The following is a 26,048-nucleotide window of genomic DNA, read 5'->3' on the forward strand; positions in this document are numbered from 1 at the left end:
AAATAGAACTAAGGAGTTATTCGTTTTTGGTTGTTCGTGGTTTGAATGATGAATATCCAGTGACCAATTATTGGTAATAAATTAAAAATCTCTTAGACTTAACGGGCCACCACCGTACCCAATTGTTCCGAGAATTGGTCTTCGTACGTTTTCAAGGTTTTTAAAATTTCCATTTGATTTTTAATGGCCGCAAAATCCGTCAGGCTTTTGAGTTGCTCCATATTTTCTTTAATCATTTGCTGCACGTTGCACCGCTTTAACCGCAATAACGCCGTATCGGCGGCATACTGCAACTGGTCGGTTTCGCGGGGTACAAATATTTGGTGAGTTTGCCAGTTATCGCTCAGCTCATACTTCTGGCTCATCAGGTTAATGGCCGCCGTCCGGATTTCGGAGCGCGGGTGGTTAATAAAATCGTCGGATACGGGATAATGGCCCTCCGCTAATTTTTGCCGGCAAAAATCAATAATTTCCTGAAAAACCGGCGTGTGGAAAGTAGTGTCATCGAGTTGTTCGAGTAAGTAAGGCAACATAAACACTTCGGCCTCCGAAAGAGGATGCGTGGGATACGTAAGCGCCAGCCGGATTACTTCTTTTTCGTGATGATACAATATGTCCAGTTCCGGATCCGGTTCGGAAGAAGCTTCAGCTTCGACCGCGTAGGCTTCGGCTTCGGCAAGTTCTTCATCGGTAAATTCCCGGTTGGAGGTAGCGGTGGTATTTTGCTTTTGCTGCTGCTGGCGGTTTTGCTGGAAAATTTTGTTAAACTCCGCTATCAGCACATCTTCATCAATTTTAAAAATAGAACTGCATTGTTTTAGAAAAATCTGACGCTTTATGGAATCCGGAATTTTGGCAATGCTGCTCACAATCTCCCGGATGGCTTCGGCTTTTTTTACCGGATTATCTTTCGCATCGCGCGCGTACAAGTTGGTTTTAAACGAAATAAAATCCTGTGATTGGCTATCTACATATTCTTTAAAAGCCACATCGCCCACTTTCCGGATGTAGGAATCGGGGTCGTCGCCTTGCGGAAAAGTAACCACATTTACGTTTAGTCCACCTTCTAAAATTAAGTCAATGCCGCGCAGCGACGCTTTTATACCGGCCGCATCCCCGTCGTAGAGCACGGTTATGTTTTTGGTGTACCGACCAATTAATTTAATTTGCCCTTCGGTGAGCGAAGTACCCGACGAAGCTACCACATTTTCCAGGCCGCCCTGGCTCAGCGACAAAACATCCAGATATCCTTCTACCAAATAACAAACATCCTGAGCCCGAATAGCATTCTTGGCCTGAAACAAGCCATACAGCACGTCGCTTTTGTGGTAAATTTCCGACTCCGGCGAGTTTAAATATTTTGGGGTTTTATCGTTAGATTTTAAAGTTCGCGCGCCGAAGCCAATCACCCGCCCCGAAACATTGTGGATAGGAAACATCACGCGCGCCCGAAAACGATCGTACTTCTTATCTTCTTTTACAATGGTTAAACCCGTGCTTTCCAGAAAACGTTGCTGATAACCTTGCGCTAAGGCTTTACTGGTGAAACCATCCCAGGCTTCGAGGCTGTAACCCAGTTCAAATTTTTTAATAATGGGCAAACTTAAACCCCGCTCCTGCAAATACGGCAACCCAATGGTTTTACCCTGATCGTGGTTAAATAAAATTTCCTGGTAATAATTTTTGGCAAAGTCCGAGAGAATAAACTGGCTATCGCGTTCATTTTGCGCTTTGGTGGCCTCGGGAGTAGCTTCTTCGGCTATTTCGATGCCGTATTTTTTGGCCAGGTATTTCAGCGCTTCCACGTAGCTGGTGCCCTCCACATCCATAATAAACTGCACCGAGTTACCTGCCTTGCCACAGCCAAAACATTTATAAATACCTTTGGCCGGCGAAACCGAAAACGAAGGTGATTTCTCGTTGTGAAAAGGACAAGGCGCCCACATATTCTGACCTTTTTTCTTTAAAGACACAAAATCGCCTACTACCTCCACAATGTCCGCCTGAGCTAAAATCTGATCAACTGTTTCTTTTTTTATTAGGGCCATACACGCGCTAGTCTTTGCTCTTAGAACAAAGATACCTTTTTAAACTAATTTTTAAATTTCCCGAACTCGGGTACTAACCTTATTTTTTCCCAAATAAAATTTTTCACCAAATGCAACCTTAAACCTATGTTTTAGAATCTTTAAATTAAAAATTAGCAAAAAAATTGGTAAAATATTAACAAAAATTTTGATTATATAGCCTATAATAGTATAATTGCCTAATATTTACAACATTAAACTATAATTACCAGCGTACTGAGGATAAATCGACCGCTAAGATCGAAAAGTACTGGTAAACATGGTTCCTTCCGGCGTTTAACTCCTGAATGCCGGGCAATTTCTTACTTGCTGTAACGCAATTACTTGTTCCAGCTTTTTTGATTTATTTAAATGGAAGCACCAACAAACTGGGCCTCGTGAAAAAATTACGCTTCGGCCTTTATTCTGGATACCATTCAACTTCTCTCCTTAGTTAAAGTACTGATGGTTCAGCGTAAACCTGTCATCTTATTTTTATAAAAATTTTAAATAGATTTTTATTCCTGTTCTGCTTATAATCACTAACCAAATACTTATGAAAAAAACATTTACAATCCAAACAGTACTTACAAATACTGTAAGAAATAAATGGTCGGTTGTTGTGGCTCTTTGCCTCGTAGCTTGCTTGCAGAGCTATATTCCCGGATATTCTTTCCGGCAAAAACTCACCAAGAGTTTTAACACCAAAATCGCTTTTGCCGAAGCTGGCGGAGTAGCCTATTTTAACTTGATAAATGCCGATTCGGACCAACCCATTGTAACCCTTACCGATGGCGCGGTACTAAACTTAGCGACGCTGCCCACCCGTAAATTAAACATTCAGGCCGTAACCAACCCTAACGATGTAGGTAGTATGGTTTTTCAATTAACCGGCAGAATTGTTCGCAGCAAAACCGAAAATGCAGCTCCTTATGCATTATACAGCGAAACTGGGGGTAATTATAATGCCTGGATACCCCCAGTAGGTAATTACACCCTCGTTGCCACTCCCTACTCAGGCACGAAAGGCTCTGGCACAGCCGGCGGCGCCATGACGATTAATTTCAGCGTTGTGGATCAAGCGCAGTATACTTTATCCGCCACAGCTACCGATGGCGGTGCCGTTACGAAAAGCCCGGATCTGGCTACTTATAACAAAGGCGAAACCGTTCTTTTAACCGCTATTCCGGCCGCGGGCTACCAGTTTAATGGCTGGACCGGCCAAGCTTCCGGTCGCTCCAATCCGCTGACGATAACCATGAATGGCAACAAGGATATTCAAGCTAGTTTTGGACCGGAACAACCCGCCGGATCTTTAATTACCTACTTGTCTGCCCAATCAACCCGGCCTTATGCGGTCTCTAACCTGGAGGAAGGTACTAATCTCTACACTGACCGCAACTACCAGGCAACCTTTGTTCCGGATTATTTAAAAAATGCTTCCTTTATCAAAACGCCCAACGACGATAAAAGCAACCGGCTTTCCGAAGTAATTTCTTTTGAGCTGAGCCAGCCAGCAACCGTTTACGTAGCCTACGATCCACTTGCGGTGGTTTTACCGAAATGGTTAAAAGGGTTTCAAAGAATATCCGATAAAATTGGTTTAAACGACCCGCGCATCGATCACCTGGTTTTGTACCGGAAAGTATTCCCGGCGGGCCAGGTGAAAATAGGCGGCAACTTGGCCAGCCCGGCTAAGGGATCTAAAAACACGTATGTGGTGGTGGTACAACAACCCATTAACATACGTCCCTACGTAACCGAAGTCCGGCCAGCCAATGGTGCTGGGAACGTGCCACTGGACCAGTCTATATCCGTGGATTTAAAATACCCGAGTGGCCGCTCCATTAACGGCAATACGGTAAATACCAATACGGTAAAACTGTATACTGTGGATGGCAATAACCAACGAACTCTCGTGGGAGGCACTGCTGTTAACTCCACTGCGGGCGGAGACGCTATCACGCTTTCGGCTACTTTAAAGCCCAATACAACGTACGAATTTTTAATTACCAACGGCGTAGAAGATGGTTTTGGCAACGCCATCTATCCTTTTGCGTCTCGTTTTACTACCACTGGTAATGTGGGAGAAGTACCTACGGATTTAGCGGGAATTTCTTTTTCCGAACAAACCTTAGTGGATAACAGCTTTGGCCAGGATGGTTTTACCACTTTAGTAATCGGGCCAGACCGCCGCTTATATGCTGCCACTTCCGGCGGTAGAATTGAGCGCTGGGATATTAGCCCCGATGGTTCCATAAGTAATCATATCACGATTAGCCCGTTTGAGCCGGCGCGCCGCTTACTCATCGGCTTTAAATTTGATCCGGGAGCCAGCGCTGGTAACCTGGTAGCCTGGATCAGCCATTCTTCCGGAGCCTTTAATAACGTGCAGGATTGGACCGGTAAAATTTCGCAAATAAACTTAACCGATCCGGCGCATCCTCTGGTAACAGATTACATCACCAACTTGCCCCGTTCGTATAAAGATCATTCCAGCAACTCCCTGGATTTTGGGCCGGATGGAGCCTTGTATTTTCCGCAGGGTAGTCACACGGCTATGGGTTTACCGGATGCGGCCTGGGGTTATCGCCCCGAACGGTTGTTAACGGCATCTATTTTACGGTTAGATATTAATTTAGCGCGGCAACAAGCCTTACCAATTAATGTACAGACCGAAGCTGGCGGTACCTACAACCCTTATGCACCTGGTGCGCCATTAACCATTTTTGCTACCGGTGTGCGCAATGCTTATGATTTAGTTTGGCATTCAAATGGTCAATTATACGTACCCACCAACGGCTCTGCGGCCGGTGGCAATACTTTACCTTTAAAATACGGTACCGTTTGGTCGAATGGGCAGCCTTACATTGGTCCCGATATTCCGGCCATGACAGATGTACGCGATACGCAAAATGATTATTTGTTCCGGGTAGTAGCCGGTGGTTATTACGGCCATCCTAATCCGCTCCGCAACGAATTTATTTTAAACGGCGGTAATCCTACAGCCGGAGTTGACCCGGGAGAGATAACCTGGACTATAAATGGCGCCCTGTTTGGTTATCCGGTGGGTACCCCTACCGAACCGAACTACCGGGGCTATGCTTATGATTTTGGTAATAATATTTCGCCAAACGGCGTTATAGAATACAAGAGCAACGCTTTCGGCGGAAAATTAAGAGGCAAATTACTGGTTTGCCGGTTTAGTGGCGGCGACGACATTATGGTGTTGGAACCTGGCATCTACACGGGTGAAATTATTCAGGCTACCGAGGGTATTAAAATTCCGGGTTTACGCCGGCCGTTCTCTAATCCTTTGGATGTGATTGAAGATGTGCAAACGGGTAATCTATACATTTCGGAATATTACGATGGCAACGGCGACGGCAAACCCCGCCTTACTTTACTAAAAGCCAATGCTCCTGTCACTGCTTTTGCAGCCCGTATGAATGCGGTATCGGCAAATACCAGCGCCGCTAAAAGTTCCTTAGTAGTTTATCCTAACCCGAACGATGGTAATAAAGTGAACGTGGAAATGAATGGCTTTGCTCCTCAAGAAGAAGTAACCCTTACCTTACACGATGCTACTGGTTTAGAAGTGGAAAAAATAAAGCTAGCAACTAATCAACAAGGTACCGTTCACACCGAAATTGCAAAAGGAAAACGCTTGAAATCCGGATTATACATGATTAATGCCACCGCCAACTCCGGTAATCATCAAGCTAAATTGTTGGTAAAGTAGTTTGCGGGCTGTTAGCTAAAGTTTACAACCTATAACATTCATAAAAAGCACGAAGCAGCCTTAAGTTCTGCTTCGTGCTTTTTCATTTTGTAAAAAAAACTGTTTAAATACTACGTAAAAATCGGGTAAGAAACCAATACTACTCCCGGATTTAAAATATTTTTAAATTTTATATTGTTTTAAAAAATCAAAACTAGGTAAAGATCGGCCTGGTTTCTTTAAAAACAACCCTTTTTTAAATCTTTTCCGCTACTTGCGTGTTAGTTAATAAAAGGCGACGGATAGTATCTCCCGCAATTGTTCTTATCTTTGCGCCGCTTTTAACCAGGCATATAAACTATGGCAATTACCCAACAAGATGTACTAAAGGCATTGAGTTATGTAGAGGAACCAGATCTGGGCAAAGATTTGGTTACCTTAAACATGATTGAAGATATTCAGATTAACGGCAAACTAGTTTCTTTTACCGTAATTCTAACCACGCCGGCTTGCCCGTTAAAAGATTTAATTCGTAACGCCTGCGTGAACGCCATTATTTTAATGGTAGATAAAGAAGCCCAAGTTACCGTAAACATGACTTCGCGGGTTACTTCGGCGCGGGGTAATAACGAAGCCCTTTTGGGCGGTATTAAAAATATTATTGCCATTGCTTCGGGCAAAGGAGGCGTTGGTAAATCTACGGTTACTTCTAACTTGGCCATTGCGCTCGCCGAGTCCGGCGCTAAGGTTGGTTTGATTGATGCCGATATTTCCGGACCCTCTATTCCGGTAATGTTTGGCGTAGAAGACGAACGTCCGCATGTATTCCGGACGCCGGATGGCAAAAACCTGATTCAACCCATCGAAAAATTTGGCATTAAAATCATGTCGATTGGTTTTCTGGCTCCGGCCGAAAGTGCGGTTGTATGGCGCGGACCCATGGCCAGCTCGGCATTAAAGCAATTTATTACGGAAACCGACTGGGGCGAACTGGATTATTTACTCATTGATTTACCTCCGGGAACCAGCGATATTCATTTAACGTTGGTACAAACAGTACCGGTTACCGGGGCCATAATTGTTACTACGCCGCAAAAAGTGGCTTTAGCCGATGCCCAAAAAGGATTGCAGATGTTCCGGCAACCGCAAATAAACGTACCGGTTTTGGGCATTATCGAAAATATGGCTTACTTTACTCCCGCGGAACTACCTGAAAATAAATATTATATATTTGGGCAAGGTGGAGCCGCACAATTAGCTGAGCGCTGGGATGTACCGGTTCTGGGGCATATTCCCCTAGTACAAAGTATCCGGGAAAGTGGCGACCAAGGTACGCCCGAGATCATGAATACCCAATCAGCGGCGGCCGCTGTTTTTAATGAAGTGGCTCAAGCTGTAGCACAAAAAATATCGGTGCGCAACGCCGGCCTGGAAAAAACCAAGATAGTATCTATTACGCGATAAATTATGGTAACAAATCAAATTAGCAGCACTTTCCTCGACCGGATCGAGTACGCACTGAACCAGATTCGACCGTACCTGGAAGCCGACGGTGGTAACGTTAAAATTTTAGAACTTACCGATGATATGGTATTAAAACTGGAGTTTCTGGGCGCTTGCGGTTCCTGCACCATGTCCACGATGACTTTAAAGGCTGGCGTAGAACAAGCGGTAAAACGGGAAGTTCCGGAAATACGGGCCGTAGAGGCTGTAAATCTTACTTTGCCCGTTGTTTAATTTTAGATTTTAAATATTTTTAAAAATACTTGTAAACGGCTGCTATCTTCTCCGCCGGAGGGATAGCAGCCGCTTTTATTTAGTAGCGGATGAATCATCGTTTTACTTTATAAGTGTTTGGTAGCCATTTTTTAAATTTTTACTTATCAACAGATTCCACATAGTGGTTGATTGGGTTACCAATTAGATGCCGAAATTATTTACTGCTTCGGTTTTTAAATATTTTGTATTTTAGCTTATTCCCGCCATCTTTCACTGTAATTCGTTTTCAAACCAATGCTAAGAGCCAACGACCCGAACCTGCACTCCTGGATTCAAATTTCTGCTACCAGCGAGTTCCCGATTCAGAATTTACCGTTTGGGATTTTTAGTGTAGGTGATCAGGATGCCCGGGTGGGAGTGGCTATCGGGGATTATATTCTGGACTTATGCGTATTAGGGCAGGAAGGCTTATTTGAATTATTGGATATCGACCCTACCGTTTTTAACCGTTCTTTTCTGAACGACTTTATCGCTTTAGGCCAACCCATTTGGCGGGCCGTGCGGGAAAGAATTTCCGTTTTACTACGCAATGATAATTCCGAAATCCGGGATAATGATGCATTGATGCACCGGTGCCTGGTAAAACAAGTAGATGCCCACATGCATTTGCCCGTAAAAATTTCGAACTACACCGATTTTCACACCAGCTTAGAATCAGCTACCAACGTGGGTTTGCTATTCCGCGATCCGGAAAATGGCCTTACCCCGAACTGGAAACACTTACCCGTTGGTTACCACGGCCGCGCCTCGTCCATTGTGGTTTCGGGAACTCCTATTCATCGGCCCAAAGGACAGATAAAATTTAAAAATTCGCCGTTACCCACGTTTATGCCCACACAACAACTCGATTTTGAGTTAGAAATCGGCTTTATTACCGGCACCAATACCGCTTTGGGTACCAGTATTTCCACTGCCGAGGCAGAGGAGCATATTTTTGGGCTCGTGTTATTCAACGACTGGTCAGCCCGGGATATCCAGCGCTGGGAGCAATTGCCGCTGGGGCCATTTCTGGGGAAAAGCTTTGCTTCTTCTATTTCGCCGTGGGTTGTTACCCTCGATGCTCTGGACTCTTTCCGGGTAGCCGGCTCCTTGCAAACCCCGGCCGTTTTGCCTTACCTGGAATACACCGGTAATAAACACCTCGACATTAACCTCAAGGTGTACTTACAAACTTCGCCGGAACCATCTGCTTTAATCAGTCAAACTAACACGCAGTATTTATACTGGACCATGAACCAGTTATTAGCGCACCAAACCAGCAATGGCTGCAATATCGAGGTAGGCGATTTATACGCTTCCGGTACCATTAGCGGCAGCGAGCCCGACTCGTACGGCTCGTTGCTGGAATTAACCTGGAACGGCAGCAAACCCATTCTGTTACCCAACGGCACTATCCGCACTTACCTGGAAGATGGCGATACGCTGATCTTTAAAGGTTACGCCGAGCACAATAGCGTGCGAGTAGGTTTTGGTGAGCTGCGCACGAAGATTTTACCGGCTATTTAAAATTGCTTCATAAAAGAATGGCAAAGTCATCAAAAATTTAAAAATTCACTTTATCGAACAGGTTTTTAGTCCAAAACATAGGTTTCCGTCGCTTTTAAGTTGTGGTAGCGTAATAGGTTAAATATAATAAAGTAAACTACCTGAAAATATAAATTCATGAGAGCCTTACTTTTAATTGATATTCAAAACGATTTTTTACCAGGCGGTGCTTTAGCGGTACCCCACGGCCATCAGATTATTCCGGTTGTTAATCAGTTACAGCCGCATTTTGATTTGGTGGTGGCTACCCAGGATTGGCACCCCGCTCATCATAAAAGTTTTGCTTCGCAGCACCCCGGCGAGTCGGTATTTAGTAGCATAGACTTGCATGGTTTACCCCAGGTACTCTGGCCCGACCACTGCGTACAAGGCACTACGGGGGCCGATTTTTCCGAAGCTTTAGAACAGCGCCAAATAGAAGCTATTTTCCGGAAAGGCACCGACCCGGAGATTGATTCGTACAGTGGCTTTTACGATAACGGCCACCGGAAAAGCACGGGGCTGGCAGATTACCTGCGGGGCAAGCAAGTACGCCAGGTATTTGTAGCGGGCTTAGCCGCCGATTTTTGCGTTTATTTTTCGGTGCAAGATGCGTTACGAGAAGGATTTAAAACGTTTTTAATGGAAGATGCCACGCGCCCCATTAACGCCGAAGGTTTTGAAAAGGCGAAATTAGAAATACACCAACGTGGCGGTAAAATTATTCAGAGCGGCGCTATCTTTTCCTGAGCTATTACTAGCACTTCCACGAAAAAAACCGGGCTGCTCTAAGAATCAGCCCGGTTTTTTACTTAATTCCCGCGGGCAATTAGTTACTCGGTAGAACAAAAAATTTAAAAATTTTAGCTATATTTTATTGCGGGGGAGCGGGGGCTACGTCTTTTAAAATAACGGGCCAAACTCCTGGGGCCGGTACGCTTACGCCTTTGTTGTTTCCCCGCACGTTAGCATCCGGACCGAAATAATACAAAGGCCAGCCTTTATAGGTAAGCTGCTTCTTCCCGAACACGTCGGTGGTGCTGAAAAACGTTTTATCTAAGGTGGAGGGTACTACTACTTTATCGGTTTCGTAAATAGGCCATACGGAATTATTCGAAAAATCGGGCTTGGTAAATGTATTTTTATTGGCTTTATCGGGCTTAAAACCATAAAGCGTTAAGCCTTTGCCATCGGTAAAGTAAATGGTTTTGCCTTCGCCCTCGGTATAGTCTGATTTATACTTTTTGCCATCGTTGCCCAATAACTGAGCATTTACCAGCATAATGGTATAATCGGGCTTAGCCACAAACCAAACGCCACCCACTCCTTCGCCGGTAGTTTGGCCCGGCGCTTCTAAGGTATTCGTGCCGTTTACCATTGGCGCATAATAGTACAAGGGCCAAGTTTTGTACGTTAATTGCTTTTTGCCATTCGCCGCCGTAATAGTGGCAAAATCCGCTGCATCCAAGCCTTGTCCCAGCATGTCAGGTTTTAAATTATCGACGTTAAAATACGGCCACAGCGCTTCGCAGCCACCCGGGCAATTATTTTGACCATTCGCATCGTTCGAAAAGTAATACAAGGTGCGGCCATCTTTGTCGGTGAGGTAACTTCCTAAAGTGGCGCTGGTTTGTAATTTTATCTGCGTGGTATCCGCTGGTGGGTTCGGGGTATTATCGTTGTCGTCGTCGCAACTCAGGAGGAACAAGAAAAAGACAAGCAACAAGTAACGCCAGTTGTTTCGGAATAAATTTTTCATCATAGTATATGGTTTAGTTAAAAGGTTTAAAGCGGTAATTCCAAGGCAGCGGAAGGAGCTGGTCGGAATTACTTACAGGTCGGAATAAAATGCCGAATGGTTGCTTTGCTTCTTTAAAAAAATTTAAAAAACCTGACAGAAAACTTTCCCGGATGGCAGAAACCGCATAAACCAGAAGATCTTTCCGAAATCTTGTTTTTTCTGGATAAACTTGTGTTTAAAGCCAATTATCCAGAAAAATAAATGCTAATATTTTCGTAATTTGTATTTGCTATCAGCTATTTCTAAACAAAATGCTTTTAGGAGATTAATGTGCAGGGGCATAAAATTTTGATTAATCAATCAAAGAGATGGGTGCAAAAGTTTACGATTATAAAACTTCTAAATATATTTCTGGCTCGGCTTATTTTCCGGCAATTGGCTTGCTCGTTTTCGGAATGGGGTGTTTTGCCAACTCCAATTCTATTTTTTTGGGCGTAGCGGCTTTGGTGGGGCTTTTTTTAATTTTAACCACCCATTATGGCTTAGAAGTAAATGTGGGCAATAAAACTTTTAAGCAGTATTTATGGATTGTAGGCTTTAAGCAATACAAAAGTAAAGCTTACGAAATAATTGAGTATGCTTTTGTACAATCCGGTAAAGTAAGGCAAAACTTAGAGTCGGTAGCGGGTTTTAATAGCATTACCATTTCGGTGTATAATGGCTATATCAAGTTTTCGGAAAAAGATAAAATACATATTATTCAGGCGAAAGATAAAGAAACCGTTATCCGGCGGTTACAAGTGCTGGCTACTGATTTAAACCTGGAAATAGTAGATTTTACCGACGACGATTGTGTTTCTATTCTTCCTAAATCGGCGGGAGAACAACCGGATATATTTTTCAGTTTTTGAGTAAATGCAATTTTCCTTCCTTATCGTAGTGCAAATAACCTTTATCGAGCCGTTCGCGGATGAGGGTGGCGAGATCCGGGGCAAATTTAGGTTCAAACTGGCCAATTAATACTTTCGGGTGCAAGGCTTTCAGAGTTAAATGCTGCATTACTTGTTCCCATAATAGTCTTTCGTGGTTCTCCTGGCGTTTGGCTTTTTTACGGGCCATACAAAAATCACATACCCGGCAATATTCCTCGGAAATTTCGCCAAAGTATTCCAGCAACAACTGTGTCCGGCACCGGCCAACCGATTGCATATAAGCAACTACCGCCTCCGCTTTCTGCACGGCTGTTCTCCGGAATTGGATTAATTTTTTTGATCTAAGGGTAAGGTTGTCGCATCGTACCGGGCCGTGGTAAAAACAATTTGCGGAGCTTCGCGCTGGGGCTCGTATTCTATTATATTACGTTGGTGCAAGTATTCTAAAGATTTACGGACGGCAGCTTCCGGCGTCCGTAAATAATCAGCTAATTGGCGTTCGTTAATTTTTACAAAACCGGTGTACAGGTTGCCGCCATACACACGTAATAAGGCTTTGATTAAGGGGTCGAATTCTGGATGAGCTACCTGAAATTTGTAAATTTCTTCGTGGCTCACCGCAAAATACACTTTAGATGGCGCATAATAAGCTTCATTTAGTTGCAACAAGCCTTCGGTTTCGAGTTTCCGGATAGCATGGTGTACTTCTAAAGCTTTTAATTGATACGTGCGGGTAAAATCTTCTATCTGAAAATTATACGATACCAGCTCGCCGCTCCCCACCGCTATCTGGTAATAATTAGCCAACGCCTGGTACACGCGTTTTAGAGTTTCAACGGGTGGGTGGGCTTCGGCTACTTTGGATTGTAAATCAGCAGCGTCGGCGGGGCCCAGCAATACGGTGGCGTAGGCGTACCGGCCATCGCGCCCGGCCCGACCGGCTTCCTGGTAGTAAGCCTCCAGGGTTTCGGGTAAATCCAGATGAACCACTAACCGCACATCGGGTTTGTCAATACCCATCCCAAAGGCATTGGTAGCTACTATTACGCGGGTTTTGTTTTCAATCCAGCTTTGTTGGGCTTTATTCCGTTCGGCGAATGATAAACCAGCGTGGTAAATACCCGCAGCGACTCCTCGGGCGTGCAACCATTTAGCAATTTCTACGGTTTGGCGCCGGCTGCGCACGTAAACAATTGCACTACCGGCCACATTTTTTAAAATTCCGAGCAGCCGCCCGGTTTTATCTTCGGTAGGTAAACAGGAATAAGACAAGTTGGCCCGGGCAAAGCTTTGCTGAAAAACCGGGCTTTTACGAAATAATAATTTTTCCTGGATATCTTTTTTAACCAGTTCGGTGGCTGTAGCCGTGAGGGCTATGCTGGGCACGGCGGGCAGTAGCTCCCGCAAAGCCGCTATCTGCAAATAAGCCGGCCGAAAGTCGTAGCCCCAAGCTGAAATGCAATGCGCTTCGTCGATGGCCAACAAAGCTACCCGCATGCGTTTAACTCTTTCCTGGAAAATAGCGGTTTGAATTCGCTCCGGCGACAAGTACAAGAATTTTACTTTGCCGAACACACAATTATCCAAAATAATATCGATTTCGTGTTTGTTAAGCCCAGAATGAATAGCTACAGCCGCAATATGCCGTTTTTGTAATTGCTCAACCTGGTCTTTCATGAGCGCAATCAGCGGCGAAATTACCAGGCAAACTCCTTCGCGCACTAAAGCAGGCACCTGAAAACAGATAGACTTTCCGCCGCCGGTGGGTAATAAAGCTAAGGTATCTTGTCCGGCTAAAACCGACTGAATGATTTCTTCTTGTAATGGCCGGAACGCGGGGTACTGCCAATATCTCTGTAATATCTGATGAATAGTAGGCTCCAAGAATGGTTATTTATCGGCCGTCAAAAATAAGAATTATAAATTTAAAAGAAGCCTTTAAATAATAACGAAGTACTTGAAATAATAACCATTTAAATATGGAGTGAAAATAAGTTTACTAAAATTTACTATCTCCTTACTTCATCCTCCATCGCTTACAGAAATTTTAAAAATTCAACCTGCTACGCATAACAAATCTCTTTGCTTCTCTCCTTACAGCGAGTTACCTGAAATAGTAATATGGGTGCTAACCCAGCCTTTAAAATATTATTCCAAGAGATATTCGCGACTGTTTTTTACATTAACACCTTCGTTAACATGTCGATATAGGTTTAAATTTCAATCTCGAACATATAATACCGGCAAAACTTTTAGTAGATTTTTACTGATGCATCAGTATTGTGTCCTATTTGTATATTGATTATTTTAACGGGAACAATCAATCAATCTATGAAAGAAAAACACATTATTTTACGACTTGCTCGGGCTGCTTCGCGCGATCTTTTTCTGGGTAGTGGGATGGCCACCACGAGTGCCACCGAATCTTTAGCAGCTGGATTAACGGTAGAGATTGAGGAAATCGACCGAAACCGGATTTCTGCTTTATCCCGTCATTCGGATGTGATAGCAATAGCCCCTTCCATTCCCATGAAGTTAATAGAGCCGGTCGCGGTACAAGACTTGGACGAGTCTACTTCGTCGGAAGTTGCCTGGGGAGTTCGGGCCGTAGGTGCCGATACCTCCCCTTTTACCGGTAGCGGAATTGTGGTAGCGGTGCTCGATACCGGCATTGATGCTGCGCACCCGGCATTTGCGGGCGTAAGTATCATCCAGAACGATTTTACAGGCGAGGGCAGCGGCGACCAGCACGGACATGGTACCCATTGCGCCGGTACGATTTTCGGCCGAACCTCGGACAATGTGCGCATTGGGGTGGCTCCCGGTGTCGAAAAAGCTTTAATCGGCAAGGTATTAGGCTCGCAAGGTGGGTCCAGTGAACAAATTGTGAGTGCTATGCAATGGGCCGTTGATAACGGAGCAAACGTTATTTCCATGTCTTTGGGTATGGATTTCCCGGGCCTGGTAAAGCGGTTACAAGATAATGGCTTCCCCACGGAATTGGCTACCTCCCGGGCACTGGAAGGCTACCGGACTAACGTGCAGCTCTTTGAGCGCTTAGTAGCCTTGATAAACGCGAAAGCTAATTTCTTACAAACCACCCTGGTAGTAGCTGCGGCTGGTAACGAAAGCCTGCGCGATACAAATCCGGATTTTGAAATTGCCGTGAGTCCGCCGGCCGTGGCCGAGGGCATTGTTTCGGTAGCGGCGCTCGGCGAAGATCCGGATGGGCTGGTAGTGGCTAATTTTTCGAATACCGGAGCCACCGTATCCGGCCCCGGCGTGAATATTATGTCGGCTAAAATGGGCGGGGGTTTTGCGTTAATGAGTGGTACCAGTATGGCTACCCCGCACGTGGCCGGCGTAGCGGCTTTATGGGCCGAAAAAATTAAAACAACCGGCATACTTAGTCCTGCTCAACTAGCGGCTCGATTAATTGGTTCGGGTACCAGCCTGGGCTTAAAAACCGGCTTTGATCCATTTGATATAGGTTCTGGTTTGGTTCGCGCGCCGCAGATGTAGGAAAAATGGCCTTAGTTGTTGGTTTATAACCTGAAAGCAACTGCGAGTAATTCTTTAAAAACAAACTAGCAACTTAAAATTGCAGCCATTTAATAAGACATACTATTTTTTTAAATTTTTCCTGTTGGCGATAACAAGGAACTATTTATATTGAACATAACCCATCCAGATCGGTCATTCCAGAAGAATCTAACTAGCCATAAATTTAATAGGATTCTTCTGGAATAACGGTTAATAAGAGTTTAGAAGTGCTTTAGTATCTTTCCGGAGAATGCATTATAGGAGCATATTTCTTTAAATTTTAAAATTCAATCTTATTCCTTTCCTTTGCTATTGCTGCAAAAAAGCTCTATAACACAATAATTATTCCGCGGTACTTTCTTATTACTATTTCCAAAAGTATCTTTCTTACAAAATAAACGCGCATGAACAGAAGATACTTTTTAAAAAATACAGGCTTAGCGGGGCTAGTTTTGCCAACAATTTTGGTAAGTTCTTGTCAACCGGGCACCTCTCAACAAAAATCTACCAACAACGCTGCTAGCGCTGATTCTGATAATTTTGAATTAAACGAAGTTACCGTAGCAGACTTGCAACAGAAAATGGAAGACGGTACCTCTACGTCCCGGTCTATTACCCAGATGTACCTGGATCGTATTAAGGCCATTGATCAGGCTGGTCCTCACTTAAAATCCGTTATTGAAATAAATCCTGATGCACTCCGCATAGCCGATACTTTAGATCAGGAGCGTAAGGCCGGTAAAGTAAGAGGCCTTTTACACGGTGTTCCGGTATTGATTAAAGATAACATCGACTCGGCGGATAAAATGGCTACCTCGGCGGGTTCTATTGCCCTGGCAGAAAACCATGCTACCAAAGATGCTTTTGTAACAGCTCGCCTCCGCGAAGCCGGTGCCGTTATTTTGGGAAAAACCAACCTCAGCGAATGGGCTAATTTCCGGTCCACGCGGTCGGCAAGCGGCTGGAGCAGCCGGGGTGGTCAGACCAAAAACCCTTACGTGCTGGATAGAAGCCCTTGCGGCTCCAGCTCCGGTTCGGGCGTAGCCGTTGCCGCTAACTTGTGCGCCGTTGCGGTAGGTACCGAAACCGATGGTTCCGTGGTTTGTCCGGCCGCGATCAATAGTGTGGTAGGTATTAAACCTACGGTAGGTTTGGTAAGCCGTTCCGGTATAATTCCAATTTCTAAAACCCAGGACACGGCTGGCCCGCTGGCTCGCACCGTACGCGATGCTGCTATTTTATTAGGTGCTTTAACCGGCATTGATCCGGCGGATGCCGTTACCCAGGAAAGTACCGGTAAAACGCTGCGGGACTATACTCCTTTTCTGGACGTGAATGGTTTACAAGGCAAGCGCATTGGGGTAGAAAAAGCTTTTTTGGAAGGCCACGAAGATGTTACTGCTTTGCTGCAGAAAGCCTTAGCTGTACTTAAAAGTAAAGGAGCTACCATTGTGGAAGTAGAAATAATTAAAAAAATGCGGGAACTAGGGGACGATGAGTACAAAGTGCTGCAATACGAATTTAAAGACGGCTTAAACAAGTACCTGGCCCAGAGCAAGGCTCCGGTAAAATCTTTACCAGAACTGATAGCTTTTAACAAAGCCCACGAAGATCAAGCTATGCCTTTTTTTAAACAGGAAATTTTGGAAAGCTCCGAAGCACTCGGCGACCTGAACAGCCCGGAATACTTGGCGGCTCTCAAGAAAAATGTTATCACTTCGCGTAATATCATTCAAACGGCAATGCAGAAACATAACCTGCAAGCCATTTCGGGTCCTACCTACGGACCATCGTGGTGCATTGATTTAATTAACGGCGATTCTTCGGGGACTCCGGGTTATAGTTTATCATCGCCAGCGGCTATTTCGGGTTTCCCGCATATCACGGTACCTATGGGCCAGGTAGATGGTTTACCCATTGGGCTCTCCTTTTTTGGTACTGCTTACACCGAACCCGAATTAATTAAACTGGCCTACGCTTACGAACAAGCCTCCAAAACCCGGGTAGCTCCAACTTTCAAAAAAACGACCATACCCGCTTAATTTTTTTAAATTTTAGACCTAAAGGGAATTAGTCTGGAACTCCTGGGTTTGTTTAGTTTATGTATAACGGGCTAGATGATGTTGTTCCAATTTGGTAAAATTTTAAGTTAGATATTTTGATTAGTTAAACTGTTCTTTTACATTTGCACCACTAAATTTAAATGGCCCGTTCGTCTAGGGGTTAGGACCTCAGATTTTCATTCTGGTAACAGGGGTTCGATTCCCCTACGGGCTACTTACCAAAGGGATATGCTTCCGGCGTATCCCTTTTTTTATGTCTTATTTCTTTTGAAAACAGTTCTATTGGCTCGGAGAAGCTGTACGAAACTTTTCCAGGCCATTTTTAGGATTTAACGCTTGTCGGTCTTTTTCTACCGCTGGTTTCGTGACATAAAACAAGAGCCTATATATCCTCTCGGGCGCAGCAAAATCAATCCACTGCTCCCCGCGTTTACTTCCATGCCCAATCCTTTCAATCGTTTGGTTATCCTTCAAGCATCCGAAGCGTTACGGCTAAAGCACTCTCCTTAATTACTCGTAGGCAATTCCTGCTTTTTTTGTTAGCTTTCATGTACTTCAATAATTTCTAAAACTGGGGCCGATCAACGATTCTCGCGCAATAACCTTTTTTTAAAGAGAAGACTACTTCAAGGTTCTTAAACTTACAAGGCTGTTCTAAACGCGCTCCTATTAATCCCGGAGGCTACAACCTGTATCAGCTTGTTCCGGAGGCTCACGCGCGTACCTATAATGACTTTCTTTTTCACCTGGCCTCAACTTCGAGCTTGGCAAATTGGTAAAGCTTGTCCCGAATTTGTTTTATTGCTTGTTCTGAATAAGTCTTCCGGCTTTTTTGGTAACATTTAAAAAGCAACTTAGCCTAGGCCATTCTCCCGGTTAAGCGCGGGGCCTTTTGGCCTTTCTGAAAAATTTTGAGAACTTTCTGGCAATTTAGTGAGGAGTAAAGATTTCCATTTGTATAAGCACTGTTTCAGGTTAAGTTTTATTCTTTTCTTTAACAGTTCTATTTTTGAGAAAACTGACATACCCGGTAGAGTAGTAGGCTGGTAAACAAGAAGCCGATAGGTACTTGCGGCAAGTGTAAACACCTAGAGAGCAAATTACCCAAAAAACTTCGGAAAAGGTAAGCCTAAGGTTTTTCAAAAGGAAAGCCGGATAATACTAAAAATGTTTCCGGCTTTCTTCTTTCAGTAATTTAGCTCTCAAAACTAATGCTTTTTTTAAAAAACGGCTTAGTTTTACATATTCGCGATTATAAGATCATAATAGATCAATCATCCACCTTTAGTTTATTGGTACCGCGATGTTAAAAGCTCTAGGTAAGCTCCTGCTACAAAGCGGGTATGGGTCGCGGAAAGTTGCGTATCCAGTTTAAGATCTTTGTAAATGGCAGAGGCTACCCGGGCCATGGGTGTCAGGTACTCCGGTTTAAAAAGACCAATTTGCTGGTAAGGCCAAACTTTAGTTTTAGCCCCGTAGGGTAACATCCACTGTAACGCTTTTTTGAGGCTCTTGCCACTGGTTGAAGTATAGTCCCATAGATTGATCCCGGCGCTTTCGGCCACACTCGCCAGGCTAAACCAACCATCTAAATTCTTATTGCAGTACGTCCATGCATTCGTGCGGACCAACTCCAGCACTTGTTCGCCGTTTACTCCCAGCTGAGTCTCTATTCTTGGAAATGTTTGTTTTTCGATCAGAGCCTTGGCTAAGGTTTTATTACCCACAAATAAAGCGTAAGTGATTACCTGCAAGTCGTAATAAGTACCAATGTTATTGGGAGCATTACTTGCTTTTTTACCCCACTCGCTCGTCAACATCCAGGTTAAATATTCACTAAACCAGTTCTTTAAGGCTTCGTGCTTGGTAGATGTCCAGGATTTTGAACCTACCAAAAGTTGTACGCCATCGAGCAGTTCCGGTAAATGCTCGGAGTCAACGGTACAGGTTCCGTAAACTGTCAGATCTCCTCTTATCGTTTGCGCATATTTTAAATTAGGATTCATGCGGGTAGCGCTGTTGAGGAAAAACACTTCCAATAATTCGGTAGCTTTTTGGGCATATTTTTCCTCATTGGTATAAAAATAAGCCAACCCTAATAAGCGAACATCCTGACTTAGAGCCTGAAGGTACGAATTGTCTTTTACTTCATTTACCTGTGGGTTCGTCTGTCCATCCTTGCGAATGTAAGGTAAACCCGTAGCGGTATTGGGGTTAGGCCACCAGTAGGGAGCTAAACTCATGTAATCATGGGTATCGCCACTGAGCGGAGCAATAGTTTTATTGACAATAGTATAAGGTTCCCGGGTGAGAATGGGAGTAGCGGCATAGACAATTATTCGCCGCGCCGCTAAACAAGGTTCATCATTTGCGGCTATTTTCAATTTATTTTGTAGCAACAATTCCCCATTCATTAGAAAAGTGTTGGGCTTTATTTGGGCCGAAAGGGAAATGGAAAAATTAAAGGAGAAAAGAAGTAAGAAAAGTAAGGTGAATAGCGGTTTTTTCATGGTAAATACATTTCTTGTTTTACGTTACAAAGTTACAACCGAATGGGAAAGTCAAGCAAGGCGTAATGTAAATTAAAATTGTACTTTTTTGTTTTAACACCTGTATAAAAATTCTTTAAGAGGGCATTAAGGTGTTTTTACCATTTACACATTATAAACAATTTTATAAATAGAGCATCCAACAGCAATGCCGTAATACCTAATTTATTAATGAAAGGAAAGTAAGAATTGATGCAGCTATTGATAAATTGGCAGCAAAATAGTAGGCAATACCCAGGCCTTTATCTCTTAAATTAAAGTAGAAGCTTGCTGGTTAAAATGCGTCCTTAAAGCAGTTGAATAAGAGAAAACTTTGGCTAAAACCGTGGCTTTGGGTATATATTTATAACGTCGTTTTTTGAGAAATTGCCGAACCAGATAAATCTTATCAGCTACCCCAAATGGCTGGTCAACGACCAGCCTGCACCTATTTTTAAAAAATTAGTTCCCACTGCCAACCTAGACTATACCCATTAAAGAATTTTCTGGTCGGCAACTGTCGCCGCTCACAGCCGGTCTTAAGCTTACGCAGCAGCGCCGCTACAATGCTACTTTTGCTTACTTTATTACCGGTAGTTAATTAGAAGGCAATATAAGTAGTTGGTCGTTTTTAGTTGTTCGTTGTTAGATCGTTAATAAATTAATAATCAAGTACTTAAACTCAGGTTTTTATCAACTTAATTTTGTCCTGTTACTTACCTATTAATAAACACCGGCATAAGTACGTTATCAGCCAGATAGTTTTATGTTGCTTGTGTGTAGATGATAAATTTTGAAATTTAAATTAATTTTCTAACGAGGTTGGCAATAATTTTAAAAAGACGTTTTTACCACGTTGGATTTTATAACCTCATCTAGTTGTTGGCTACTTTCCAGCAACATTTGAATAATGTTTCTTAAGTTTTGATCCATATCCATTTTTTCCAGAACCATGCATAAACCTAAAATACTCGACAATGGTCCTCGCACAAGATGGGATTGGTTCCAGGCAATTTCTTTTAGAATACCTTCTTTTTGAGAAACTTGCGATTGGGCATCCCTGAGCTGTTCATACTGCGATATGTAGCTAGTAATGTCATAACCCATACAAAAAATACCGGCTGGCTGTTGATCATCATCCCATAAAGCTTTGTATTCCCACTGGGTAATAATATACCCACCATGACCATCGTGCTTGCGAATGGTAGCGGGGAATGTTCTATCGGGCTGGGCGAAACATTGAGCAGCTACTTGTTCACAAACTTTAGTATCGTCCGGATGCATTGTCATTTCGTAGCGTTCCCCCACAATCGGGCCGTAAATATGGCCAAAGGTTTCTTTATAATGATTGTTCACGTAGGAGTACCTACTATCCATGTTAGTGGTAATAATGTAATAGAAGTGCGAATTTTCAAACAATTTTTTAGTTTCTTCGAAGGTATTCATGCCATCTTAAGTTAGTGTGGTAAAGGATCAGTATTTACAACGAATGTGTATTATTATACCGTAGCAAAATTCATATTTCAAGTTAAATAATAAAACTACGTTATAGTTGCACACGCTTCTAACTAAGTAATTAATCTTGGAAAAATAACAATTTAACACTATCAAAGAGAATTTTCTGCTTAACATGGCTAATTATCAGAATTGATAACTCCCGTAAAGCATTTTCCCATGCTGATGGCCCGCCCAACCTTTTGAAAGTTTCTTAATTAGGCAGGTGTGCAAGTTAAAGGCATCGTTGTTTCCCTGTAAATTACTGTATCAAGTAGGTTTAGGTTATACTTTTTTACTTCTTTTGGGATTAAAAGATAAAAAACGCATAGAATCAGCAAAATGTAAAAACGAAGATCGCCAGATTTACTTTTTATTGCTGCTATTTTATAAATCCATTCTTAGATTTTTACTTTCTACCTTTAGCTTATGCATCAATCATCTAAATAAGCTTCTATCACTTCAATGGTTTCTATGGGAGCCCTTAAATTAGGACAATGACCGGTTGCTTGTAATTTTATGAAGGTGCTGTTTGTGATGACCTGATTCATGTATAATCCTACTTCTTCCGGCGCAATCATATCTTCCGAACATTGTAAGATATAGGTCTTTGTTTTTAGATTTAATAAGTCTAACCGATTATCGGCCAGAAATGAAACTTGAGCAAAATGTTGGGCTATTTCCGGATTAGTATTACAAAAACTATTTGCCATTTCCTCTGCATGGGAAGGATTGGGCGAACTACCTAAAATAAATTGGGCAAAAGTAATAGACCCGTTCGTATAATCTGTTTTCATAAAGTATAGCATTTCCTGCACATCTTCATAGCTAAAGCCTCCGTATTACAGTCCTTTTTGAATATAACACCGCCGTTAAATCAAAGGCGATCCGTTTTGTTATTCTTATAAAACTACGTCTCATTTAATGCCCCAGAATATGTTAGACGAGAAAAAGCAAATTTTAGAAAATTAACCGGAAGCTTTTATTTTTGTCTGGTTTATTGCTTTTGAAGATGCCTGCGAATACCCCGGATCGACCTTTACCTGTGTACCGGGATGCCTGGATTAAATATCTCGGCGTTCCGGTTATAACGGCTTTTGCGTATTACCTTACCTATGATCATGTCGAATTTAACGGTTGGTTTATTTACGAAATCCTGAGCGATGCCTTTAAGATTTTCCTGGTGTGGCACGTAGTCCGGCTGGTTATTGTGTATTTAGATAAAGTTCTTGCCTACCAAAATCATCTGACAAAAAGATTATTAGTACAAACACTGGCTACTGGTTTAGTGGGTGTCGTGGCACTTTCGGTATTAGTGTATCTGGATTATGCTTTGGTTCGCCCTTACCAAATCAATCATTATTGGAGTCTGGATGTAGTTATTGCCCTTATTTTTATTTTATTTATTAATGGAATTTACGTGGCGCTGTATTTTTATGATTCCTATGTAACCAGTGTTGCCGAAAATAAATCGATGGAGAAAAACTTAGAAGCACAAATTGAAAAAGGTCAATCCGAATATTATTTACGAGAACCTACTACTTCCCGCGAACAGTTATTGGTGAAAGTAGGCCGGAAAGATGTTGTGGTACCTTACGTCGAAATTTGCTGTATCTACTCCCGGGATAAAGAGACCTATTTACTTACCGCCGACCATAAAACCTACCTGCACGATTTTTCGCTGGATCGTCTTGAAGAGCAATTACCCACTAGTCAGTTTTTTCGGGCTAACCGAAAGTTTATTATTACGCCTGAACTGGTACGGACCATTTCTACCGAAGCGCACGGGAAACTTCAAGTTTATTTAAAACCTTATTCTTCATTACCCGCAACCGTAACTATTAGCCGCGAAAAGGCACCGCTGTTTCGTCGGTGGCTGAAACGTTAAGCTACATTTCGTCGCTTTTTTAAGGGTGGTTCAGTAACAAAAAAGCGGATTAAATGTTTCCTGGTCATTATTGCCTCTAGATTTGCCGCTGCATTTCTAATCAGTCAGCACCATGAAATCTCTACTGCATTTTACTTTTTATGCTTCTCTGCTACTACTAATGATACCCTCCCGGGTAGCAGCGCAAGCCTTATCTCCCCTGCTCCAAAGTAGCTTGGATTCTGTTTTTAAAACCTGGGATACCGCTAAAACACCGGGCGCCGTAGTGGCAGTTATAAAAGACGGGCAAATCGTTTACCAGCGAGCCTATGGGATGGCCCATGTAGCGCATCAGGAAAAACTTACCGTGAATCATGCATTTTGGGTAGCCTCTATGTCGAAGCAATTTACCGCCATGAGCATTGCCTTGTTAGCCGAAGCAGGAAAACTCCGTTTGAATGATGACATCCGGAAATACTTGCCGCAACTCCCGGATTTAGGCGATACTGTGCGCATTCATCACCTCATTCACCATACTAGTGGCCTGCGTGACGGCTTTACCTTAATTGGCTTGCGATTTAAAGGAGAAAAGCATTATACTAACGCCAAGGTAGTAGCCGCCATGGCGCAGCAAAAAAGATTAAATTTTAAACCGGGCACGCGTTACGAATATCTGGATAGTGGGTATGTTTTACTGGCTGAGATTGTGGAAAAAGTTAGCGGATTGCCTTTCGCTGCATTCACAGAAGCAACTATATTCCGCCCCCTGGGCATGACGCACACCCAATTTGCCGGTAATTTTAAAAATCCGGCTGCCCTTATAGCCACCGGATACGGCGTACAATATAAAAATAACCAGGTAAAATACCGACCGCAACGTTTTAAAGGAAACTCGGTGGGCTCTACGGGTTTAATCACCACTATCGCTGATTTAGCAAAATGGGACGCTAATTTTTACCAGAACCAGTTAGGAAAGAAATCTTTGGAACTTATCAAGCAATTAATTGCCCCAACTCCCTTAAACAATGGTACCCTAAATAAATATGGTTTTGGATTAGAAATAGGTTATTACCAGAATTATTTCGCTACCACCCACAGCGGCGCAGACCCGGGTTATAAAGCCGAAATGGTGCGCTTCCCGGACCAACGGCTAACGTTAATTTGCCTGGCTAACACTGAAAATGTATATAGCCTTACTCCTAAACTATTACACTTGGGCACCAATATTATTCAAAAAAAAATTACCACAGAGCAACCGAAAAAAATACCGGAAGATCAATCAAACTATTCTGCTTTAACTGGCTATTACCTGAACCCCGTAAATAATTATGAATTAAGTGTTATAAGCGAGGCGAAAGGAGAACTGTTTGCGGCTACTTCGCTAAACGGCTATAAATTCTCTTTGGTAAAAACCGCACCCTTGCACTATCAAAATCAAGGATTAAAGGAGAATGAATGGCAATTTTTAAAAACGGAAGACGGAGAGGTAAACCAAATTCAATTAAAAAGCTTACGGGAGAATGATTATTTTTTAAAAAAAGTGCGACCCCAAAGCTTTACTCCAGATCAATTAAAAAAATACATAGGCTGCTATTATTCACCCGAGTTAGATAAAACCTACCGATTAGGTATAAAGAAAGGAAAGTTAGGTCTTAAACTCTTCGGCCTTTTCCATATTCCTTTTCAACCTTTAGAAGGTAACCGGTTTTTAATGGATTTTATCGGCAATAACTCTATTATTTTCCAATCGGATGCTACAGGTAGAATAACGGGATTTTCCTTTAACCGTCGCGCTATTACAAACCTGGCATTTACCCGCAAAAACTGAAACTCTTTATTTCTATAGCTATTTATGGAGCCGGTTTATTTACCGGAGCCACCGCCTACACCTTATTTTTTAAAATTTTACTTTATATCACAATGAAAAATTTACCACTGGTACTAATCACCACGCTAGGTTTACAGGTTAGTACAGCACCTAATGGCCAAGCCCAGGAACGGGAAAAAGAAATTACCCTGGCCTACGGTCCATTCCAGCAAACCACCCTGGACAAACAAGCTTCGCCCCTCTTGTACAAAAGCCACCATTCCAACACCGCTACGTTTACTTTTATCAACCGAACCCCGCGTAGTCAGTTTCACATCAGATTAAATCCGGGCTGGGGCTCGTATGCTCCGGATCGTTTTAAAGCGCGTACCTACGGCGACGAAGACTACGTTTATTCCATTACGCCCACTTTGTACGTGCTTAACTTAAAAATCGGGTACCTGCGCAAATTTAACAAGCCACATAAACCAAACTTTTTAGCCGGAGCAGAACTCGCCGAAAACTTGTTTATATCGGACCAGATTGCTAATACTTACTGGGCTACCAGTATTGCTTCGCTCAATTTAATAGGTCAGCGCGCATTCAAAATTTCGAATAGGCAAAAGATTACCGCCCAGGTTAGTATGCCGGTAATAGCGGCGGTTTCCCGGTTTAACTACGCTAATTTCCCGAAATCTACTGACGGTTCTAATTTTGTAGAGTTTTTCCGGCAGGGCACCGAATTAGTTTCTATGAATAAACTGCAGCAGATCAACCTGGAAGCCCGGTACAGTTACAGTTTAAGCCAGCGCTTTCAAGTGGGATTAAATTATCAGTTTAGCTGGCTCCATTACCCGGAACCTAGAACCATCCGGACTTATTCCCAAGCGCTTTTATTCCAGACCAGTTATCGCTTCAAATTCCGGGAGGCATAATCTACTTGTAAGTTTACCCTTTATTTTTCAAATCTTTTCCTGAATAAA

General features: G+C 43.1%; 18 protein-coding genes and 1 tRNA gene. 12 read left to right on the forward strand and 7 right to left on the reverse strand.

Features of this window, described 5'->3' with window-relative positions:
- Positions 1-98 precede the first annotated feature (98 nt).
- Positions 99-2,048: a DNA primase gene (gene dnaG / locus AHMF7616_RS11490; RefSeq protein ID WP_115373013.1), complete on the reverse strand. Its 1,950-nt coding sequence runs from the start codon at positions 2,046-2,048 to the stop codon at positions 99-101.
- 574 nt (positions 2,049-2,622) lie between these two features.
- On the opposite strand from dnaG, the gene AHMF7616_RS11495 reads away from it, so the two are divergent.
- From AHMF7616_RS11495 to pncA, 5 genes are all read left to right on the forward strand, one after another.
- Positions 2,623-5,808, forward strand: coding sequence for an InlB B-repeat-containing protein (locus AHMF7616_RS11495; RefSeq protein ID WP_115373014.1), 3,186 nt, complete (start codon positions 2,623-2,625; stop codon positions 5,806-5,808).
- 339 nt (positions 5,809-6,147) lie between these two features.
- Positions 6,148-7,251, forward strand: a complete 1,104-nt coding sequence (locus AHMF7616_RS11500; RefSeq protein WP_115373015.1) for an Mrp/NBP35 family ATP-binding protein — start codon at positions 6,148-6,150, stop codon at positions 7,249-7,251.
- Between the two features lie 3 nt (positions 7,252-7,254).
- Complete coding sequence (locus AHMF7616_RS11505; protein ID WP_115373016.1) at positions 7,255-7,524, forward strand: NifU family protein; 270 nt, start codon at positions 7,255-7,257, stop codon at positions 7,522-7,524.
- 276 nt (positions 7,525-7,800) lie between these two features.
- Entirely contained in the window at positions 7,801-9,072 is a 1,272-nt protein-coding gene (gene fahA / locus AHMF7616_RS11510) for a fumarylacetoacetase (protein WP_115373017.1), read from the forward strand.
- Positions 9,073-9,228: 156 nt separating this feature from the next.
- A complete protein-coding gene (pncA, locus tag AHMF7616_RS11515) occupies positions 9,229-9,840 on the forward strand; it encodes a bifunctional nicotinamidase/pyrazinamidase (protein WP_115373018.1) in 612 nt (203 codons plus the stop codon).
- A gap of 124 nt (positions 9,841-9,964) precedes the next feature.
- Here pncA and AHMF7616_RS11520 read toward each other — a convergent pair whose 3' ends face one another.
- Positions 9,965-10,852 carry a hypothetical protein gene (locus tag AHMF7616_RS11520; RefSeq protein ID WP_199474192.1) on the reverse strand — a complete coding sequence of 296 codons (888 nt, stop codon included), beginning with the start codon at positions 10,850-10,852 and terminating at the stop codon, positions 9,965-9,967.
- A 347-nt stretch (positions 10,853-11,199) separates the two neighbouring features.
- On the opposite strand from AHMF7616_RS11520, the gene AHMF7616_RS11525 reads away from it, so the two are divergent.
- On the forward strand, positions 11,200-11,742 hold the full coding sequence (locus tag AHMF7616_RS11525) for a hypothetical protein (RefSeq protein WP_115373020.1): 543 nt from the start codon (positions 11,200-11,202) through the stop codon (positions 11,740-11,742).
- Here the strand turns inward: AHMF7616_RS11525 and AHMF7616_RS27735 are convergent.
- Together AHMF7616_RS27735 and AHMF7616_RS11530 are read right to left on the reverse strand one after the other, a co-directional pair.
- A complete protein-coding gene (locus AHMF7616_RS27735) occupies positions 11,732-12,070 on the reverse strand; it encodes a RecQ family zinc-binding domain-containing protein (protein ID WP_317047599.1) in 339 nt (112 codons plus the stop codon). The two genes, AHMF7616_RS11525 and AHMF7616_RS27735, sit on opposite strands and share 11 nt — an antisense overlap.
- Before the next feature lie 20 nt (positions 12,071-12,090).
- The gene (locus AHMF7616_RS11530) at positions 12,091-13,647 is read right to left on the reverse strand and encodes a RecQ family ATP-dependent DNA helicase (protein ID WP_317047600.1); all 1,557 of its coding nucleotides are present in this window, start codon (positions 13,645-13,647) and stop codon (positions 12,091-12,093) included.
- A gap of 447 nt (positions 13,648-14,094) precedes the next feature.
- Here AHMF7616_RS11530 and AHMF7616_RS11535 point away from each other — a divergent pair, with 447 nt between their 5' ends.
- The 3 genes from AHMF7616_RS11535 (at position 14,095) to AHMF7616_RS11545 (ending at position 17,583) form a co-directional block, all read left to right on the forward strand.
- The gene (locus AHMF7616_RS11535) at positions 14,095-15,285 is read left to right on the forward strand and encodes a S8 family peptidase (RefSeq protein ID WP_115373021.1); all 1,191 of its coding nucleotides are present in this window, start codon (positions 14,095-14,097) and stop codon (positions 15,283-15,285) included.
- A gap of 425 nt (positions 15,286-15,710) precedes the next feature.
- Positions 15,711-17,348 (forward strand): amidase, encoded by a 1,638-nt coding sequence (locus AHMF7616_RS11540; protein ID WP_115373022.1) that lies wholly within the window; start codon positions 15,711-15,713, stop codon positions 17,346-17,348.
- A 163-nt stretch (positions 17,349-17,511) separates the two neighbouring features.
- A tRNA-Glu gene (locus tag AHMF7616_RS11545) sits at positions 17,512-17,583 on the forward strand.
- 1,075 nt (positions 17,584-18,658) lie between these two features.
- On the opposite strand, the gene AHMF7616_RS11555 is transcribed toward AHMF7616_RS11545, so the two are convergent.
- The 3 genes from AHMF7616_RS11555 to AHMF7616_RS11565 form a co-directional block, all read right to left on the reverse strand.
- Positions 18,659-19,879: an alginate lyase family protein gene (locus AHMF7616_RS11555; protein ID WP_115373024.1), complete on the reverse strand. Its 1,221-nt coding sequence runs from the start codon at positions 19,877-19,879 to the stop codon at positions 18,659-18,661.
- A gap of 852 nt (positions 19,880-20,731) precedes the next feature.
- On the reverse strand, positions 20,732-21,343 hold the full coding sequence (locus tag AHMF7616_RS11560) for a PAS domain-containing protein (RefSeq protein ID WP_115373025.1): 612 nt from the start codon (positions 21,341-21,343) through the stop codon (positions 20,732-20,734).
- Positions 21,344-21,825: 482 nt separating this feature from the next.
- Entirely contained in the window at positions 21,826-22,188 is a 363-nt protein-coding gene (locus tag AHMF7616_RS11565; RefSeq protein ID WP_115373026.1) for an alpha/beta fold hydrolase, read from the reverse strand.
- A gap of 215 nt (positions 22,189-22,403) precedes the next feature.
- Between AHMF7616_RS11565 and AHMF7616_RS11570 the strand changes: the two genes are divergently transcribed.
- The 3 genes from AHMF7616_RS11570 (at position 22,404) to AHMF7616_RS11580 (ending at position 26,000) form a co-directional block, all read left to right on the forward strand.
- On the forward strand, positions 22,404-23,279 hold the full coding sequence (locus tag AHMF7616_RS11570) for a LytR/AlgR family response regulator transcription factor (protein ID WP_115373027.1): 876 nt from the start codon (positions 22,404-22,406) through the stop codon (positions 23,277-23,279).
- Between the two features lie 112 nt (positions 23,280-23,391).
- Positions 23,392-25,086, forward strand: a complete 1,695-nt coding sequence (locus AHMF7616_RS11575) for a serine hydrolase domain-containing protein (RefSeq protein ID WP_115373028.1) — start codon at positions 23,392-23,394, stop codon at positions 25,084-25,086.
- A 92-nt stretch (positions 25,087-25,178) separates the two neighbouring features.
- Entirely contained in the window at positions 25,179-26,000 is an 822-nt protein-coding gene (locus tag AHMF7616_RS11580; protein ID WP_115373029.1) for a hypothetical protein, read from the forward strand.
- Positions 26,001-26,048 lie beyond the last annotated feature (48 nt).

Origin of the sequence: Adhaeribacter pallidiroseus, from assembly GCF_003340495.1 — a bacterium.
Lineage (GTDB): Bacteria > Bacteroidota > Bacteroidia > Cytophagales > Hymenobacteraceae > Adhaeribacter > Adhaeribacter pallidiroseus.

Excerpts from the sequence above, each read along its gene's own strand:
- dnaG (WP_115373013.1), bottom strand. The coding sequence starts at position 2,048 with ATGGCCCTAATAAAAAAAGAAACAGTTGATCAGATTTTAGCTCAGGCG.
- AHMF7616_RS11495 (WP_115373014.1), top strand. The coding sequence starts at position 2,623 with ATGAAAAAAACATTTACAATCCAAACAGTACTTACAAATACTGTAAGA.
- AHMF7616_RS11500 (WP_115373015.1), top strand. The coding sequence starts at position 6,148 with ATGGCAATTACCCAACAAGATGTACTAAAGGCATTGAGTTATGTAGAG.
- AHMF7616_RS11505 (WP_115373016.1), top strand. The coding sequence starts at position 7,255 with ATGGTAACAAATCAAATTAGCAGCACTTTCCTCGACCGGATCGAGTAC.
- fahA (WP_115373017.1), top strand. The coding sequence starts at position 7,801 with ATGCTAAGAGCCAACGACCCGAACCTGCACTCCTGGATTCAAATTTCT.
- pncA (WP_115373018.1), top strand. The coding sequence starts at position 9,229 with ATGAGAGCCTTACTTTTAATTGATATTCAAAACGATTTTTTACCAGGC.
- AHMF7616_RS11520 (WP_199474192.1), bottom strand. The coding sequence starts at position 10,852 with ATGATGAAAAATTTATTCCGAAACAACTGGCGTTACTTGTTGCTTGTC.
- AHMF7616_RS11525 (WP_115373020.1), top strand. The coding sequence starts at position 11,200 with ATGGGTGCAAAAGTTTACGATTATAAAACTTCTAAATATATTTCTGGC.
- AHMF7616_RS11535 (WP_115373021.1), top strand. The coding sequence starts at position 14,095 with ATGAAAGAAAAACACATTATTTTACGACTTGCTCGGGCTGCTTCGCGC.
- AHMF7616_RS11540 (WP_115373022.1), top strand. The coding sequence starts at position 15,711 with ATGAACAGAAGATACTTTTTAAAAAATACAGGCTTAGCGGGGCTAGTT.
- AHMF7616_RS11555 (WP_115373024.1), bottom strand. The coding sequence starts at position 19,879 with ATGAAAAAACCGCTATTCACCTTACTTTTCTTACTTCTTTTCTCCTTT.
- AHMF7616_RS11560 (WP_115373025.1), bottom strand. The coding sequence starts at position 21,343 with ATGAATACCTTCGAAGAAACTAAAAAATTGTTTGAAAATTCGCACTTC.
- AHMF7616_RS11565 (WP_115373026.1), bottom strand. The coding sequence starts at position 22,188 with ATGAAAACAGATTATACGAACGGGTCTATTACTTTTGCCCAATTTATT.
- AHMF7616_RS11570 (WP_115373027.1), top strand. The coding sequence starts at position 22,404 with ATGCCTGCGAATACCCCGGATCGACCTTTACCTGTGTACCGGGATGCC.
- AHMF7616_RS11575 (WP_115373028.1), top strand. The coding sequence starts at position 23,392 with ATGAAATCTCTACTGCATTTTACTTTTTATGCTTCTCTGCTACTACTA.
- AHMF7616_RS11580 (WP_115373029.1), top strand. The coding sequence starts at position 25,179 with ATGAAAAATTTACCACTGGTACTAATCACCACGCTAGGTTTACAGGTT.